This window comes from Zhengella mangrovi, assembly GCF_002727065.1.
Classification (GTDB): Bacteria; Pseudomonadota; Alphaproteobacteria; order Rhizobiales; family Rhizobiaceae; genus Zhengella; species Zhengella mangrovi.
In genome coordinates, this window is record NZ_PDVP01000013.1 from 117,155 (window position 1) to 132,762 (window position 15,608).

10 protein-coding genes are annotated in these 15,608 nt (G+C 66.0%); 5 read left to right on the plus strand and 5 right to left on the minus strand.

Annotated features, from left to right (window positions below; genetic code table 11):
* Window positions 1-67 precede the first annotated feature (67 nt).
* The 3 genes from CSC94_RS18060 to CSC94_RS18070 form a co-directional block, all read right to left on the minus strand.
* Window positions 68-982, minus strand: a complete 915-nt coding sequence (locus CSC94_RS18060) for a DMT family transporter (RefSeq protein ID WP_205853351.1) — start codon at window positions 980-982, stop codon at window positions 68-70.
* A 168-nt stretch (window positions 983-1,150) separates the two neighbouring features.
* On the minus strand, window positions 1,151-2,320 hold the full coding sequence (locus CSC94_RS18065) for a CaiB/BaiF CoA transferase family protein (RefSeq protein ID WP_099307776.1): 1,170 nt from the start codon (window positions 2,318-2,320) through the stop codon (window positions 1,151-1,153).
* Window positions 2,317-3,165: an HTD2 family dehydratase gene (locus tag CSC94_RS18070; protein WP_205853352.1), complete on the minus strand. Its 849-nt coding sequence runs from the start codon at window positions 3,163-3,165 to the stop codon at window positions 2,317-2,319. Before CSC94_RS18070 ends, CSC94_RS18065 begins: the two co-directional genes overlap by 4 nt.
* Window positions 3,166-3,468: 303 nt before the next feature.
* On the opposite strand from CSC94_RS18070, the gene CSC94_RS18075 reads away from it, so the two are divergent.
* Complete coding sequence (locus tag CSC94_RS18075) at window positions 3,469-5,223, plus strand: adenylate/guanylate cyclase domain-containing protein (protein ID WP_099307778.1); 1,755 nt, start codon at window positions 3,469-3,471, stop codon at window positions 5,221-5,223.
* Window positions 5,224-5,325: 102 nt separating this feature from the next.
* On the plus strand, window positions 5,326-9,528 hold the full coding sequence (locus CSC94_RS18080) for a cytochrome P450 (RefSeq protein ID WP_099307779.1): 4,203 nt from the start codon (window positions 5,326-5,328) through the stop codon (window positions 9,526-9,528).
* On the opposite strand, the gene CSC94_RS18085 is transcribed toward CSC94_RS18080, so the two are convergent.
* Entirely contained in the window at window positions 9,507-10,208 is a 702-nt protein-coding gene (locus CSC94_RS18085) for a Crp/Fnr family transcriptional regulator (protein WP_099307780.1), read from the minus strand. The genes CSC94_RS18080 and CSC94_RS18085 overlap by 22 nt on opposite strands.
* A 441-nt stretch (window positions 10,209-10,649) precedes the next feature.
* Between CSC94_RS18085 and CSC94_RS18090 the strand changes: the two genes are divergently transcribed.
* On the plus strand, window positions 10,650-12,755 hold the full coding sequence (locus tag CSC94_RS18090) for a DUF7507 domain-containing protein (protein WP_165784497.1): 2,106 nt from the start codon (window positions 10,650-10,652) through the stop codon (window positions 12,753-12,755).
* A gap of 521 nt (window positions 12,756-13,276) precedes the next feature.
* On the opposite strand, the gene CSC94_RS24905 is transcribed toward CSC94_RS18090, so the two are convergent.
* Entirely contained in the window at window positions 13,277-13,663 is a 387-nt protein-coding gene (locus tag CSC94_RS24905; protein WP_205853353.1) for a hypothetical protein, read from the minus strand.
* A 36-nt stretch (window positions 13,664-13,699) separates the two neighbouring features.
* Between CSC94_RS24905 and CSC94_RS24910 the strand changes: the two genes are divergently transcribed.
* Window positions 13,700-14,458 carry a DUF11 domain-containing protein gene (locus CSC94_RS24910; protein WP_205853354.1) on the plus strand — a complete coding sequence of 253 codons (759 nt, stop codon included), beginning with the start codon at window positions 13,700-13,702 and terminating at the stop codon, window positions 14,456-14,458.
* Window positions 14,459-14,693: 235 nt separating this feature from the next.
* Window positions 14,694-15,608 (plus strand): carbohydrate binding domain-containing protein (locus CSC94_RS18100; protein ID WP_133122924.1); only part of this gene is annotated, 915 nt, incomplete at its 3' end.

Here is a 15,608-nt window from a genome sequence, read left to right on the forward strand (position 1 = left end):
CGGACATGACAGTTGAACGGCCGGTGCGGGATCCTCGCGCCGGCCGTTTTCTCAGGCGGGAAATGCTCTAGTCGTCCGTGCGGACGGCGCGCATCCGGCCTTCGCGCGCGGCTATCCGCTCGCGGTTGATGACATAGATGCCCGTGGCGATGATGATCGCCGCGCCGACGAGCGTCCACACGTCCGGCAATTGCGAGAACACCGCCCAGCCGTAGAACGTGCCCCAGATCATCATCGTGTACTGCATCGGCGCCACGGCAACCGCCTGGGCGATCTCCAGGGCCTTGATGATCATCAGTTCTCCGAAGGCGGCCATGGCCGCGATGCTGAAGAACAGCATCCACTGGCTGGCATGGGTCGGCCACACCCAGACGAAGGGCAGGGCGATGGTCAGCAGCAGGCTGCCGCTGAGCGCCGTGTAGGCCACCGTGGTGGCCGTCCGGTCATCCGCTGCCAGAACGCGCGAAATGATCTGCCGCAAGGCGAACATGCCCGCAGCCACAACGATCAGCAGAATGGCAGGATGCAGCATCCCCATGCCAGGGCGAATGATGATGAGTGTCGCTGCAAAGCCGATGGCCACGGCCATCCAGCGGCGGATTCCCACCGGTTCGCGCAAGATGAGGGCTCCCAGGATCGTTACGAAGAACGGTGCGACGAAACTGACGGCCACGGCATCGGCCAGCGGTACGTAGCGGACGCCGAAGATGAAGATGGTGGCGGAAACCACCGCCAGTGCCCCGCGGGTCAACTGCATGCCGGGCCGGCTGGTTTTCAGCACCGAGAAACCGTGCCACCCCAATAGCAGCAACATTCCGACGAGGAGGCCCAGTTGCCTGACCCAGACGACCTGGATCGGGTGAAAGTCCTGCGCCAGGAACTTGGCCTGCGTGTCCACGGCAGAAAACACGAAGAAGCCAAGCGTCATCAGCGCGATGCCGCGGCCGTTCTGAACCGGCTTGGCCGCGTCGCTGACGAGCACCGGTGTGGCGGGAATGACGGGAATGGCAGGATCTCCTGATGCGGGACGGAAGGTCCCCTTTTCCTATGAGCCACGGGCATGCACCAGATCAATCGCCGCAGGCCTGCAATTTGATTGTCTGTCGCATGAGGATGTTTGAACTGGTGCCAGCGCGTTCGGCGAAGACGGTCAGCCGGGGCCGAGCAGTGCGCCGGTCTCCTCGCCGGAAAAGCCGAATTCCTCCAGGATTGCGCGGCTGTGTTCGCCGAGCGCCGGGATCGGGTCCATCCGCGCTTCCCAGCCTTGCCCGCCGACCGGCTTGAGCGCGGGCAGGGCGCCGGCCGGTGAACCGACCTCGGTCCAGCGCTGGCGTGCGTCCAGTTGCTCGTGCGCCCACAGGTCGGCCATGTTGCGGATCTGCGCCGTCCCGATGCCCGCTGCCTCCAGACGGTCGATGGCTTGCTGGGTCGTCAGGGCGGACAGCACGCCGTCGATCTCGCCATTGACCGCATCGCGGTGGGCGGCCCGCTGGGCATTGCCGGCAAAGCGGGCATCCGTGGCAAGCTCCGGCCGGCCCAGCACGACACGGCAGAAGGCGGCCCATTCGCGCTCGTTCTGCAGTCCGAACAGCACTGCGCCGTCGGCGGTCGAATAGGGTCCGTAGGGAAAGATCGTGGCGTGGCCGGCGCCGGCGCGCGGCGGAGGTGGCGCACCATCCATCGCGTAGTACATCGGAAAGCCCATCCATTCCGCCATGGCTTCCAGCATGGACACCTCCACGTGGTCGCCTGCCCCCGTCCGGTGCCGGTTGAGGAGTGCCGCCAGGATGCTGTGATAGGCCGTCACGCCGGCAGCGATGTCGACGACCGAGATGCCGGCCTTGACCGGCGTTTCCGGCGTGCCGGTCACCGACAGGAAACCGCTCTCCGCCTGCACCAGCAGGTCATAGGCCTTCTTGCTGCTGAAGGGCCCGCCGGGCCCGTAGCCGGAAATGGAACAGGTTACCAGGCGCGGGTTGGCTGCCCGGAGGGGCGCATGGCCGAGGCCCAGCCGCTCCGCAGCGCCCGGCGCCAAATTCTGCACGAAGATGTCGGCCTGCCCGATGATCCGCCGGAGCGCGGCCACGGCGTCGTCCCGCTTCAGGTCCAGGGCCAGGCTTTCCTTCGACCGGTTGGTCCAGACGAAATGCGACGACAGTCCGCGCGCCCGCGTGTCGTATCCCCGGGCAAAGTCGCCGCCGTCGGGCCGCTCCACCTTGATCACCCGGGCGCCGAGATCGGCGAGCTGCCGGGTGCAATAGGGCGCGGCGATCGCCTGTTCCAGGCTGACGACCAGCAATCCGTCGAGCGGGCGCGTCATGACGAGACCGTCGCCTCGGCCTCCATCGCCAGGCCTCCCTCGTGGTTGGTCGCCCACAGCTGGACACGCCCGTCGGCGTCCGGCGGATTGCCGTGAACGGTCATCCGGTTGCCGTCGAAAAGCGGCGATCGCGCCCGGAAAGAGAACCCGGCAAGGCGCGCGCCGGGCATCTCGCGGCGCAGCAGGTCGACCAGCAGCGTCGCCGTCAGCGGTCCGTGCACCACGAGGCCCGGATACCCCTCTTCCCTGGTGACATAGTCGCGGTCGTAGTGGATCCGGTGTCCGTTGAAGGTCAGCGCGGAGAAGCGGAACAGCAGCACCGCGTCGGGAACCAGGCTGCGGCTCCACGCGCCCGGCGGCGGCGCTGCCGGGGCCGGGGTGACGGCCGGCCCGGTCATGGCGCGGTAGACGATGTCGTGTTCGTCGGTGACGAGAGCCTCGCCGCCCGGTTCGCCGAACTCGTGCCGGACCGTGACGAAGACAAGGTCGCCGGCGCTGCCGGACTTTTCCTTCACCTGGGTGATCGTCGAGCGCCGTTCCACGGTCATTCCCGCCTTCAGGTCCCCGGGGAACGTCAGCCGGCTTCCCGCCCACATCCGCCGCGGCAGGTGATGCACCGGCGGCAGGAAACCGCCCCGCAGCGGATGCCCGTCCGGGCCGAGGCCACTCTGGCGCGTGTCCGGCAGGAAATGCAGCCAGTGGGCGAGCGGCGGGGCGATATCGCCCGCTGCCACGGCAGGCCGGTCATGGTCCAGCGTCGCGGCTAGCCGGGTGAGCACGTCGGCCGAGATGATGTCGGTCTGCCGCTCGCTGCGTCCGACCCAGGTGTCCAGCGGTTCACTCATGTCGCTCATGCTCCCTTGACTGGCCTCAGGCGTGTTTTCCACGACCGCCGCCCCTTGTCCAGAGGTGCAAGGGGCCTGGCTGCCCTGTCGCCTGACCCGCCGGAAACCCGGTCGGGTTCGCGTCCAGGTGGTGCAATTCAGGCTTCTACCTGCCGCTGTAACCTTGACTTTGATAATTAAGCAGGATCAATGAACGTTGGATCCAACGATGACAAGGGTTTGACCAGGCCGGCAGGCCGGGCGGACCGGCAGGCAGGACAAGCCGACAGGATCCGGCAACCGTTCGAGTGGGTGGGGCAATCGATGGGTGACCGCCAATACACGCGTCAGATGGCGACGATCCTCTCCATCGATGCGGTCGGCTATTCCCGCATGATGTCGGAAGACGACGAGGCGGCGCTGGAGGCCTTCAGCGAGCGCGCCGGCATCATTTCGTCCGTCTGCGAGCGCCATGGCGGGCGCATGTTCGGCATGGCCGGCGACAGCCTCATGGCGGAGTTCGGCAATCCCGTCGACGCGGTGCGCGCCGCCGTCGAGTTCCAGCAGGCCCTGGAAAGCCTCAATGCCGGTGTGCCGGACAACCGGCGCATGGCGTTCCGCGTCGGCATCAACACCGGTGACGTGATCGTCGATGGCGACCTGCTGTTCGGCCACGACGTGAACATCGCCGCCCGCCTGCAGGAACGGGCGGTGGCCAACGGCATCGTCATCTCCCAGACGACCTTCATGCAGGTCCGCGGCAAGACCGCCTACGAGATGGCCGCCCTGGGAAGCCAGCGGCTCAAGAACATTCGCGAGCCCGTCCAGGCGTTCTCGGTCGGCCGGCACACCGGCGAAAAGGCTGCCGCCGGGATGCCAGACCCGGCAGCGCCGGCCCCGCGCGCCGAGGGACCGCCGGCCGTGACGGTCCTGCCTTTCCAGAACGTCAGCGGCGACGCGGATATCGACTATCTTGGCGATGCGCTGGCAGAGGATCTCATTCTCGGCCTGTCGAACATGCGCTGGCTTCCGGTCATTTCCCACGCGTCGAGCTCCCAGTTTCATGAAGATGACGTCAGCCACCACGATGCCGCGCGGTCGCTCGGCGCGCGCTACGTCGTCTTCGGCAAGCTCGCCCGCCACGCCGACGTTCTTCGCCTGACCGTGGTGCTGGAGGACATCGAGACCCGCCGTGTCCTCCTGTCGCGCCGGTTCGACCGGCCTGTCTCGCTGGTCCGCGAACTGCAGGATGCGGCAGGCATGGAACTGGTCACCATCCTGTCCGACGAACTGGACCGGGCCGAGCAGCGACGCACCTTCCAGCTTCCCTGGGAGGACCTGGAGACCTGGCAGCTCGTCGCGCGCGGGCGTTTCCACATGGCCAGGCGCACCAGCGCCGACACGAAGCTGGCGCAGGATTATTTCCTCCGTGCCCATGAGCGCGAACCGGCATCGTCCAACGTGCTCAGCGAACTGGCCTGGTGGCATTTCTGGCAGGGCTTCGTCTCGATGAACGAGGAGCACTTCCGCCAGGTGATCGATCTCAGCCAGAAGGCGCTGTTCATGGACAGCCAGGACGCGCGTCCGCATGCCTATCTGGGGGCGACCGACATCATGCTACGCAGGCCCGGGCAGGCCCGGACCCACCTGGCCACCGCCACCCGGATCAATCCCAGCTTCGCCTTCGCGGCCTCCTGCTACGGCAGTTCGCTGTCGCTCCTGGGAGACCATCGCGCGGGGCTGGAATGGCTCCACAAGGCCGATCGGCTCAGTCCCTTCGATCTCTACCAGTTTCACAACCAGGGCGAGATGGCCTCCGCCAGCTTTGCCCTTGGCGATTTCGCCGAAGCCGTCGAGCAGGCTCGCCGTTCCCTCAGCCTGTCGCCCGCCTACTGGTATGCGCGTATGCTGCTGACCGGGGCGCTGGCGAGGCTCGGCCGCAAGGACGACGCGCGCGAACAGCGGGCCATTCTCCTCGACCGCTATCCCGACTTCAATTCGGCGAGGATCGAGTGGATTCCCTTCGTCGACCGTTCGGTGAACAGGGCGATGGTGGAAGCCTGGGAAAGCGCCGCCTGACACGGATGCACACGATCCGGCCAGTGTGATCCGTTTCACAGACGGTGCCTGCATACAATCCTAGGCTTGAGAAGGCAGCCCTTGGACAGGTGGCTACGGTCAATGAAATATTTCGATGGCATCCGTGAGGCGCAGCGCACCAGCAAGCCCGTTTCCGAGTTGCCTCCCTTCGACATGTCGCGGCTCGAGACCCGGTCCCTGACCGGCCGTCTTGTCTCGCGCTTCCTGGAGAACCCGCGCTGGTTCCTGCGCCTGCTGCGCAATGTCTGGCCGGTGGCTCGGATCGGCCCCGTGACCATTGTGACCCGCCATGCCGACGTCGTGGACGTACTGGAGCGCCAGGCTGATTTCCAGACTCCCTTCGGCCCCGAGATGGAGGAAATGGCCGGCGGCACCAACTTCATTCTCGGCATGCAGGACGGCCCGGAATACCGCCAGATGAAGGCGGCCTGCCTGATGGCCTTCCCGCCCGGCGAGGTGGAGAGCCGGGTCCGCCCGCTCTGCCGCCGCCTTGCAGGCGAGGTGATGCAGCGCGCCGAGCCGGGGTTCAACCCCGTCCATGACCTGCTGAAGATCGTTCCCGTGCGTATCTGCCGCGATTATTTCGGCCTCATTGTCGAGGACGAGGAACGCTTCGCCGACTGGTCGATCGCGCTCTCATCGCTCTTCTTCGCCGACTATTTCGGCAGCCGCACGGTCCGCCAGCTGGCAAGGGTTGCCGCCGAGGGCATGAACGCGGCCATCGCGGCATCGATCGCAGCCGTCCGCCGGGGCGAGGCGTCACCCGACACGCCGCTGGCCCGCCTTGTCGCGCTGAACGGGAGCGATCCGGCCCGCCTGTCCGAGGAAGCCATTCACGCGATCATGATGGGCATGGTCTCCGGCTTCGTGCCGACTGACCTGCTCGCCGGCGGCAATGGCCTCGACGTCATACTGTCGCGCTCCGAGGCGCAATCGGCACTCGAGGAAGCCATTGCGGCCGGCGACGACGCCATGGTGGATTCCGTCATCCTGGAAGCCATGCGGTTCAAGCCGATCAATATCGGCCCGTTGCGCTATGTCGCCCGGGATACGGTGATCGCCCAGGGAACCCCGCGCGAGAAGAAGATCAAGGCCGGGGCGATCGTCATGCCGGCCACACTGTCGGCCATGTTCGATCCGGACGTGGTCGACGATCCCGAGAGCTTCCGCCCGGGCCGTGGCGGCGAGGCCTATCTCGTTTTCGGCCATGGCATCCACTGGTGCATCGGATCGCGCATTGCCCGCGTCCAGATCGCGGAATGCTTCAAGGCCCTGTTCGCCTGCCAAGGGGTGCGCCGCGCCTCCGGCGCCGCCGGCCGGCTGAGGCGCATCGGCGCATTCCCATCCGCCCTGCATGTCGACTTCGACCCGCCGCGGGTGGACCGCCTCACCGAACAGTCGCTGGTCACCGTCGTCGCGCCCGTCCACCCGGAAACGGATATCGCTTCCCTTCGCGCCATGGCGGCCGGGCTTGGCAATCCGGCACGGGACGATGTGGCCGCGGCGCTCGACGGCACCGGCCTGGTCCACTTCATGAGCCTCGCCGTGATCGACGCCGACGACGGGGACGGAAAAAGATCCGGCGAAGCGGCGCATGTCGTGCTGGAGGCATCCGCCGATGGCGACGCCGACCGCGCGCTGGAAAAGATCGCCATTGCCGCCGGCCCGTTTCTCCGGCCGGTCTTCGAGGCCGCCGGTGCCCTGGAGGAGGGCGCCGATCTGGTGGCCTGGCTGAAACGCCACGTGGTCCCCGTCGGCCCTTATCCGGGCACCGCCGCGGGCCTCGTCTTTTCCGGCACGCCCGGCCATTCCGTGCGCCGCATCCGCGACGAGGCGCGCCTGTTCGACACCGTCCAGACCATGGTCCGCGCGATCACCGCGGAAGGCACCACCGATGCCCTGCGCGTCGTTGCCGAGACAAGGCAGCGCCTGGCCTCGCTCGACGCTTTCGCCTGGGCGCTGCGCCCCGCCCAGTCTCTGCTCGAGGAGAACGCGCCGCAAAAGCTGTCGAGCGCCTTGCTCGGCGCCGCGGAACTGCGCCACGCCATCGTGGCCTTCCTGCTGCTTGCGCTGGTCGGAACCGGCCTCAACTACGCGCTGGTCTTCGGCGCACCCGGTTCGCTGGCTTCTCCCGGTTCGTTCCTCGTCCTGGTGGCGACGCTCGTCGCCGCCGCCGTCGTCGCCGTGCTGGGCCTCGGGCTGATCCTTGCCCTGGCGGGCCTGGCGTTGGTCTGGGCCCTGAACCGCGCCGAGGCGCGCGATGTCCCGTCCGACGCGCTGCCGCCCTTCGACCGCTACGAAGCCGTGATCGACCGGGAAAACCGGCTCGGAACACAGAATCACCTGACCGGCGTGTCGGTGATGAAGGCCGGATGGCTGCGACGGCTGGCGCTGCGCACGACCTTTTTCATCATCCGCCTCGCGGTCGTCTACGGCTTCCGGCCCGGCTTCCTGGGCACGATCAACACGATCCACTTCGCGCGCTGGATTCATCTCCCGGGCACCGAACGGCTTGTCTTCTTCTCCAATTACGGCGGGTCGTGGGAAAGCTATCTGGAGGATTTCATCACCAAGGCCAATTTCGGCCTGACCGGTGTGTGGAGCAACACGATCGGTTTTCCCCGCAGCCGCAACCTCTTCTTCGACGGCGCCAGCGATGGTGACCGCTTCAAGCGCTGGGCGCGCAACCAGCAGGTTCCGACGCTCTTCTGGTATTGTGCCTATCCCGGGATCGATACCCGGCGTATTCGCATCAATTCGGCCGTCCGCCAGGGGCTGGTCCGCGCCGACACCGAGCGTGAGGCGCGCGACTGGCTGGCCAGCTTCGGGTCCATTCCGCGGCCCGGGGGCGTTCTGGAGACCGACGAGATCCAGTCGTTGATGTTCGGGCCGATGGGAGCCCTCGGCCATGCCCGCGCCCTTGTCTTCGAAGTCGATGACGATGCCCCGCGGTTCGGGCGCAAGGCTTTCCTCGAAGCCCTCCTGGCCGAGACGCGTTTCGGCGATCGCCTGCCGGGCGGCGAGGCGGTGATCTGCGCCTTCGGTCCCTCCGGGCTGGAACGGCTCGGGCTGGAACCCGGCCGCGGCCAGGAGCCGCTTGGCGGATTTCCGCCCGCCTTCCGCCAGACCATGCACCATCCCTCGCGCGCCCGCATCCTTGACGATACCGGCCCGAACGCGCCCGCGAACTGGGAGTGGGGCATGGAGGCCGCCCGCGCCGACGTGCTGCTTCTGGCCTATGCCGACAGCCCGGCCCGCCTGGAGGGCCTGTGCGCCCGCCACGAGGAAGCCGCACTGGCCGGCGGGCTGCGCAAGACCTGCGACATGCCGCTGGCGATCGAGACGCGCGATGGCCAGGCCGTGGAGTCCTTCGGCTTTGCCGACGGCATTTCCCAGCCGGTGATCGAGGGAACGCCGCGCTCCCGCAAGCCGGCCGATCCCATGCACCGCCTGGCCGCCGGCGAGTTCATCCTGGGGTATCGCGACCAGCGTGGCCATGTCCCGCCGGCCATCGAGATCCCGGCATCGCGTGATCCCGCCTGCCTCTTGCCCGTGTCGGAGGACCGGATCGGCCAGAGCGACCCCGGACCGGGCCTGCCGCGCGACTTCGGCCGCAACGGAAGCTTCCTCGTCGTCCGCCACCTCGCGCAGGATGTCGACGGCTTTCATGCCTTCTGCCGCAGAGCCGCCGGTTCGCTCGGTCAGGACGGGCAGGTCGCCGGAAATGCGCCGGGCTGGATCGCGGCCAAGATGGTCGGCCGCTGGCCGGACGGCACGTCGCTGGTGCGCAATCCCCACGAGGCCGGTGGCGGTGAGCCGGACAACGACTTCCGCTTCGGGTCCGAGGATCCGCAAGGGCTGCGGTGCCCGCTTGGCAGCCATGTCCGCCGCGCCAACCCGCGCGACTCGCTGGGACAGGACCGCGAAACGATGATCGCCATCGGCAAACGGCATCGCATCCTTCGGGTCGGCCGCAGCTATCGCCGCTCCGGCCCGGCCGGAAGCGAGGAACGCGGCCTGTTCTTCATGTGCCTGAACGCGGATATCGAGCGGCAGTTCGAATTCGTCCAGCAGACCTGGGTGTCGGCGCCGCTCTTCCATGGGCTGATGCAGGAAAAGGATCCGCTCATCGGCCACCAGGGGGATGCGGCCCGCTTCACCATCCCCACCCTGACCGGCGGCGTGGCGCTGGCCGGGCTGCCGTCCTTCGTGACCATGCGCGGCGGCGGCTATTTCTTCATGCCGTCGCGCAGCGCCCTGCGTTACATGGTGTCGCGGCTCTGACCGGGCAGGCCGGCGAGCCGCGCGATGCGCCGCGCGTCCGCAAGGCGCACGGCGCCCCGGCGCAGATCCACCAGCCCGGTCCGCGCCCAGTCCTTCAGCGTCTTGTTCACCGATTCCCGGGTCGCGCCGAGCAGTTCGGCAAGGTCCGTCTGCGACAGCGCCATCCAGCCATCCGCGCCCGCAAGGGTCGCGTCCAGCGCGATCAGCCGCTTGGCCAGCCGCGCCTCGATGTTCAGCAGCGCCTGGTCGCCAAGATCGCCGCTGATCCGCCGCAGGCGATCGCACAGCAGACGGACCATCGTCATCGCGATGGCCGGATGCGCCTGCATGCGCTCGTACAGGCGCGTGCGCGACACCGACACGATGTCGCAATCGCTGAGGCAGGTCGCCGCGGCGGTCCGGCGGCCGCCGTCCAGCGTGGCGATCTCGCCGACGAGGCCGGCCGTCTGGATGTTGGCCACCAGCTTGCGGCCGGTTTCGGAATAGATGCTGATCTCGACCCGCCCGGAGACGATGCCGTACAACCGTTCCGCCGGATCGTCCTGCTGGAACAGGATCTGACCGGCCTGCATGCGCTCGCCTGGCGCCCCCTCGAAGATCAGGTCGAAGATGGCGGGATCGATCCGGTTCTCGCTGCCCTGGCTTTCCAGGCCGGTCGCGGCATGTTCTTTCGCCTTCATGAATTCAACCGATGCGTGTATCTCATCTTTGGCCCGCCCGCCTCGAATGCCTGTAATGACAAGTGTAACGGCAATCCGGCATTGTTTGGATGAAAAAAACGGCAACTGCCAGTCCCGCCAGTCGCCGTGATGGCTTTGAATACTGCAACAAAATGGTATCCTGTATTGAGGTTCTGCTGTCGCCACAAGGCTGCAGCGTGGCGGGCTTTGTCGAGATAAGATTATGTATATATTTACCTTTGAGTATCTTGTGAGCATAGAAATGAAATACATGACCTGGCCAGGCGATGTAATTACTGCCATAGGTCGGTTGTATCGAAATTTTCGAGGGAGATATTAGTGGTTCATTGCTGATTCGCGTCGAGACAGGACGTAACTATGTTTATTTATTCATTATTTCAAAATGAACAAGAAAGAGCTTGGGCGAACGGATTGAAGGTAGTGAGTGTCGCGTCAGGCCTGGCCCTGGCGATCCTGTTGGGCCTGCCGGCACAAGCCGGCGCGGCGGAACTGCTGGTCAATGGCGGCTTCGAGGGTACGCCGGCCACGGTCGATCGCAACGTCCACAATGCCACCGCTCCGCTCAACTGGTCTTTCGCCAACGGCACGACGGATATTTTCAGTGCCGCGACGACCTTCGGCAGCTACACTTGGCAATCGCCCCCAGACGCGGGCGACTTCGTCCATGGGCTCGCCTCGCCGACCTACAATGAAAGCATCCTCCAGTCGGTGACCGGGCTGACGCCGGGAAAGACCTATGAACTGACCTTCAGCCAGGCGACGTCGTTCAGCGATTGGAGCGCCGTCGGCAACCAGGGCCATTGGGTGGTGTCATTGGGCACCCAGTCTCAGGCGGCCAGTGCGCTGACGGTTCCCGCAACCGGCGTTGCGCTGGCCTGGCAGCAGCAATCCATGTTGTTCACCGCGACGTCAACGACGCAGTCCCTGGTGCTGAAAGCCGTCGTGGATAGCGGCAACCGCATCGATCTCGGCATCGATTCCGTATCGCTCCAGCCCTACGTTCCGCCGTTCACCATCACCGCTGTCGATGACGTCTTCTCGTCGGCGCCGATCATGGGCGGCCCCGGCGGATCGACCACGTCTGTCCATGTCAACGATACCGTCAACGGCGCCGCGGTTGATCCGGCTGCCATCGTCACCACCATCGTTTCGGATGGCGGCCTCACCGGCGTGTCGGTCGACGCTGACGGCCTGGTCCATGTGCCGGCCGGCACGGCCTCGGGCAGCTACACGCTGCGCTACCGGATCTGTGACCCGCAGCAGGATCCGGCCATCGGATGCGCCGAGGCCAATGCCACGGTGCTCGTCGTCGATACGCCGCCGGCAGGCGCCGCGTCCTGCTCAGGCACCAATCTCCTGGCCAATGGCGGCTTCGAGGCGCCGGTTTATCCCGCGCCGCCCTCGGCCAACAGCGCTGCCGCGGTCTCCGGCTGGTCCACGGCCGATGCCTCCGTGACGATCCTGGATCATGGCTACCAGGTGCAGCAGCACACCGGCACCCAGGCCGCCATCCTGGGAACGGGCCTGAGCACCACGCTGACCGGGTTCAATCCGCGCAGCGAATTGCGCGTCCACTGGGCCCATCGCGGATTGTATGCCGGCGACGCCGCGCAATTGCTGCTCACCGACGATGCCGGCGGGTCGCTGGGCGACGGGCCCTACACGCCGGGCACGGCGGCCTGGCAGGTGCACAGCCGCACCTACGTGCCGGGTGCAGGTGCCACCTCCCTGGCCATGCAGTTCCTCGATACCGGCGGCCTCTACAACAACGTCCTCGACACCGTGGAGGTCTGCCAGACCTATCTCACCCTGGCCAAGGCGGAAGGCACCCGCACCGATGTCGACAGCTCGGGCGGGGACAGCGCCGGCGACACGATCAGCTATATCTTCACCATCGCCAACCCGGCCGGCAACGAGGTAGCGCTGGGCGGCGTGACGCTCGTCGACGACAGGATCGGGACGGTCTCCGTCACCACCCCCGCAAGCGGTGACACCAATGGCAACGGCCTGCTTGATCCCGGCGAAACCTGGACCGTCTCGGCCAGCGACACCCTGACCCAGGCCGACCTCGATGCCGGCAGCGTGACCAACATCGCCCACGCCGAGGCCGGCACCGGCGCGAACACGATCCGCTCGGGCGATGCGCAGGTGACCGCGACGCTCGCCCGCCAGCCGGCCCTGGTGCTTGCCAAGACCTGGAGTTTCGTCACCGATGCCAACGGCGACGGCAAGGCCGGATCAGGCGACGTGATCCGCTACGCCTACGCGGTCACCAACACCGGCAATGTCAGTGTCGCCGGCGTTTCCGTCTCCGACACGACCAACGGCAATGATCCGGCCTTTCTCGGCGGCGCCAGCCCGGGCCAGCCGGTCACCGTCTCGCTGACGACCGACGCCGGCACGACGGGCGATTCGACCGACGCCGACAACGCCGGCCCGGTCTGGGACACGCTGGCGCCGGGCGACACCGTCACCTTCACGGCGGATTATTCGGTCGTGCAGGCCGACGTCGACGCCCTGCAGTAACGTCAGGCAGGATCGGCACGGAGGCACCAGAAAGCGGGGCGTTGCGCCCGCCTCTTGTCAGGCCATACATCCATGGTACCTTAACTGCTGATTCGATCAGGCGTGCGGGTTGATCGTATGAAACTCCGGGTTGCATGATGCCGGGGTTCGAATCGGCGCCGAGGGGGCAGGAATGGCGAATGTGCGCGCCGGACCTGCCGGGAAACACGGGAAAGGGACCGGGGGCAATCATGGACATGCTGGTATGGTGGACTGCGCTGCGTGCGGCGGCGCGGGCGATCTTGGCAACTGGTGGCTGTGAGAGGCGGGGAGCGCCGCCACGTCGGCTGTCGTGGTCTGCTGGCCTTGTGGTTTCAATCGCTTTTCTGGCAACGGCAGGCCAGGCGCAGGCCCAGACGGCAAGCTGTACCATGTGGAACTGGGACGCGGTCATCGGTGATGTGACCAGGATATCGTCTCATTCGATTCTCACGGCACTGACAGCCGCTGGCCAGTACACGTGGGACAATGGAGTACTCAGCTCAACTGACCTGAGGTACACATACGAGGGAACGACCGGGCGGGATGGTGGCCTTACGGGCTTCAATATCGGAACCGTAAATCGGTGGACGCCCGCGGTGCACAACAATCAGGGAAACGGTATCCGGTATACGCTCATCGGCGTTTTTGACGGGATCGACAAATTTGTTCTCATCAATGATCACAACTGGGTCTCGGGTGCCAGTGATGGCATTCATTCGTTCACAATCAACCTGTACAACAGTGCTGGCGCCCTGTTGGGAAGCGAAACCGGATTTACCGCGCAGGATATCAGGGGCGATCAGGTTTTCCCGTTCGCGGCAAAATACAATGGCGTTGCAAGTTTCGATCTGGTTGTGAACGACACTTACACGCGTGGACCGATCCAATTCAGTGAGGTCGCGCTCGGTAGTACGACAAACACGATGACTTGCGCCCCGTCCGAGGTCGACCTCGTCACGGTCAAGACGTTGCAGTCGGCCAATGCCAGTCCGGCCGAGGGGGACACGGTCACCTTTCGCATCACGGTGTCCAACGCGACGGCCGGCACCACGGCCACGGGCGTTGCGCTCGCCGACCAGTTGCCCGCCGGCCTGACCTTTGTTTCGGCCACGCCCAGCGCCGGCACCTATGACAGTGCCACGGGTGTCTGGATCGTCGGCGACGTGACCGACACGACGCCCGTGACGCTGGATATCGCGGCCACCGTCGATGCAGGACAGGCCGGAAACACCATCACCAACACGACGACGGCCGCCGTCGGCAACGAGACCGATCCCGGCACCACGGGCGACGACCTGGTCGAGGCGGTCACGGTGTTCAACCCGCAACCGGCCCTTGTCCTTGCCAAGACATGGAGTTTCGTCACCGATGCCAATGGCGACGGCAAGGCCGGGATCGGCGACGTGATCCGCTACGCCTACGCGGTCACCAACACCGGCAATGTCACTGTCGCCGGCGTGGCGGTCTCCGACGTGACCAACGGCAATGATCCGGCCTTTCTCGGCGGCGCCAGCCCGGGCCAGCCGGTCACCGTTTCGCTGACGACCGACGCCGGCACGACTGGCGATTCCACGGACGCCGACAACGCCGGCCCGGTCTGGGACACGCTGGCGCCGGGCGACACCGTCACCTTCACCGCCGATTATGCGGTCGTGCAGGCCGACGTCGACGCGCTGCAGTAGAGGGACTGCGCTCCCGTTCGCAAAGGATTCACCAAACGCAGGGCCAGGCAGGCACCTGCGCCTTGTCAGGCCATGCATTCATGGTACCTTAACTGCTGATTCGATTAATGGTGTGGATTGATCGGATAAACTCCGGGTTGTATCATCCGGAGCTTGCACTGACAGCGAGGGGCAGGGTCGGCGAATGTGCGCGCCGGACCGGCCGGAAACGACGGGAAAGGGACCGGGGGCAATCATGAACATCTTGAAACGGCAAGCCGTCCGCCGGGGGCGGCGGGATACGCGTGCGTCGGAGCGTTTGGCCGGTGGCGTCGACGGCAAGGCTGAACGCTGCCTTGATACCGACCGCCTACTCCATATTTGCCTGGCTGGCGTCCTGCTGGCGGTTTCCGCCCTGGTCTGGGCTCCGTCACCGGCCATGGCAGTGGAACTGGCTACCAACGGCAGCCTGGAAGGAGTGGACCCTGCGGTCGACAGGTCCACTTTCAATAACACCCTGCCGCCCGGCTGGACACAGATTACGGGGACCACCTCGGATACCCGTAACTCCAGCAGCGCTGACAACGCTATGACGTGGGTGGCATCGCCGGATGGCGGTGATTTCGTTCATTCTGGCACCTCCAGCGCAACCTACAGGGAAGGATTGGAGCAGACTGTGACCGGGCTCGTGCCTGGCAATGATTATATTGTTTCTTTCTATCAATCAGCATCTTACATGCGCATCTACTGTCCTGCCGGCGTGAGCGTCAAATGGGAGGTCACTTTTGGCGCCCAGAGCCAGTTCGGGGCAGACGTCACCTGTCCGGCGAAGGGGACCGCTTTGCCTTGGGTGCAGCAGAGCATGACCTTCACTGCGACCAGTGCGACGCAAATCCTCCGTTTCCAGGTTCAGATTGTGAGTGGCGGAAGCTTGGGTTATATCGCCGTCGACGGGATATCGCTGCAGGAGGCGCAGGCGGGTTTTTCGATCTCGGCGGTCAATGACGATTTCTCGGCCGCGCCCATCGTCAGCGGAACCGGCGGCACCACGCCATCGGTTCATTTGAACGACACCGTCAATGGCGTAGCCGTCGACCCGGCCGTGATTGTCACCACGCTCGTTTCCGATGGCGGCCTTACGGGCGTCTCCGTGGCCAGCGATGGCACGTTG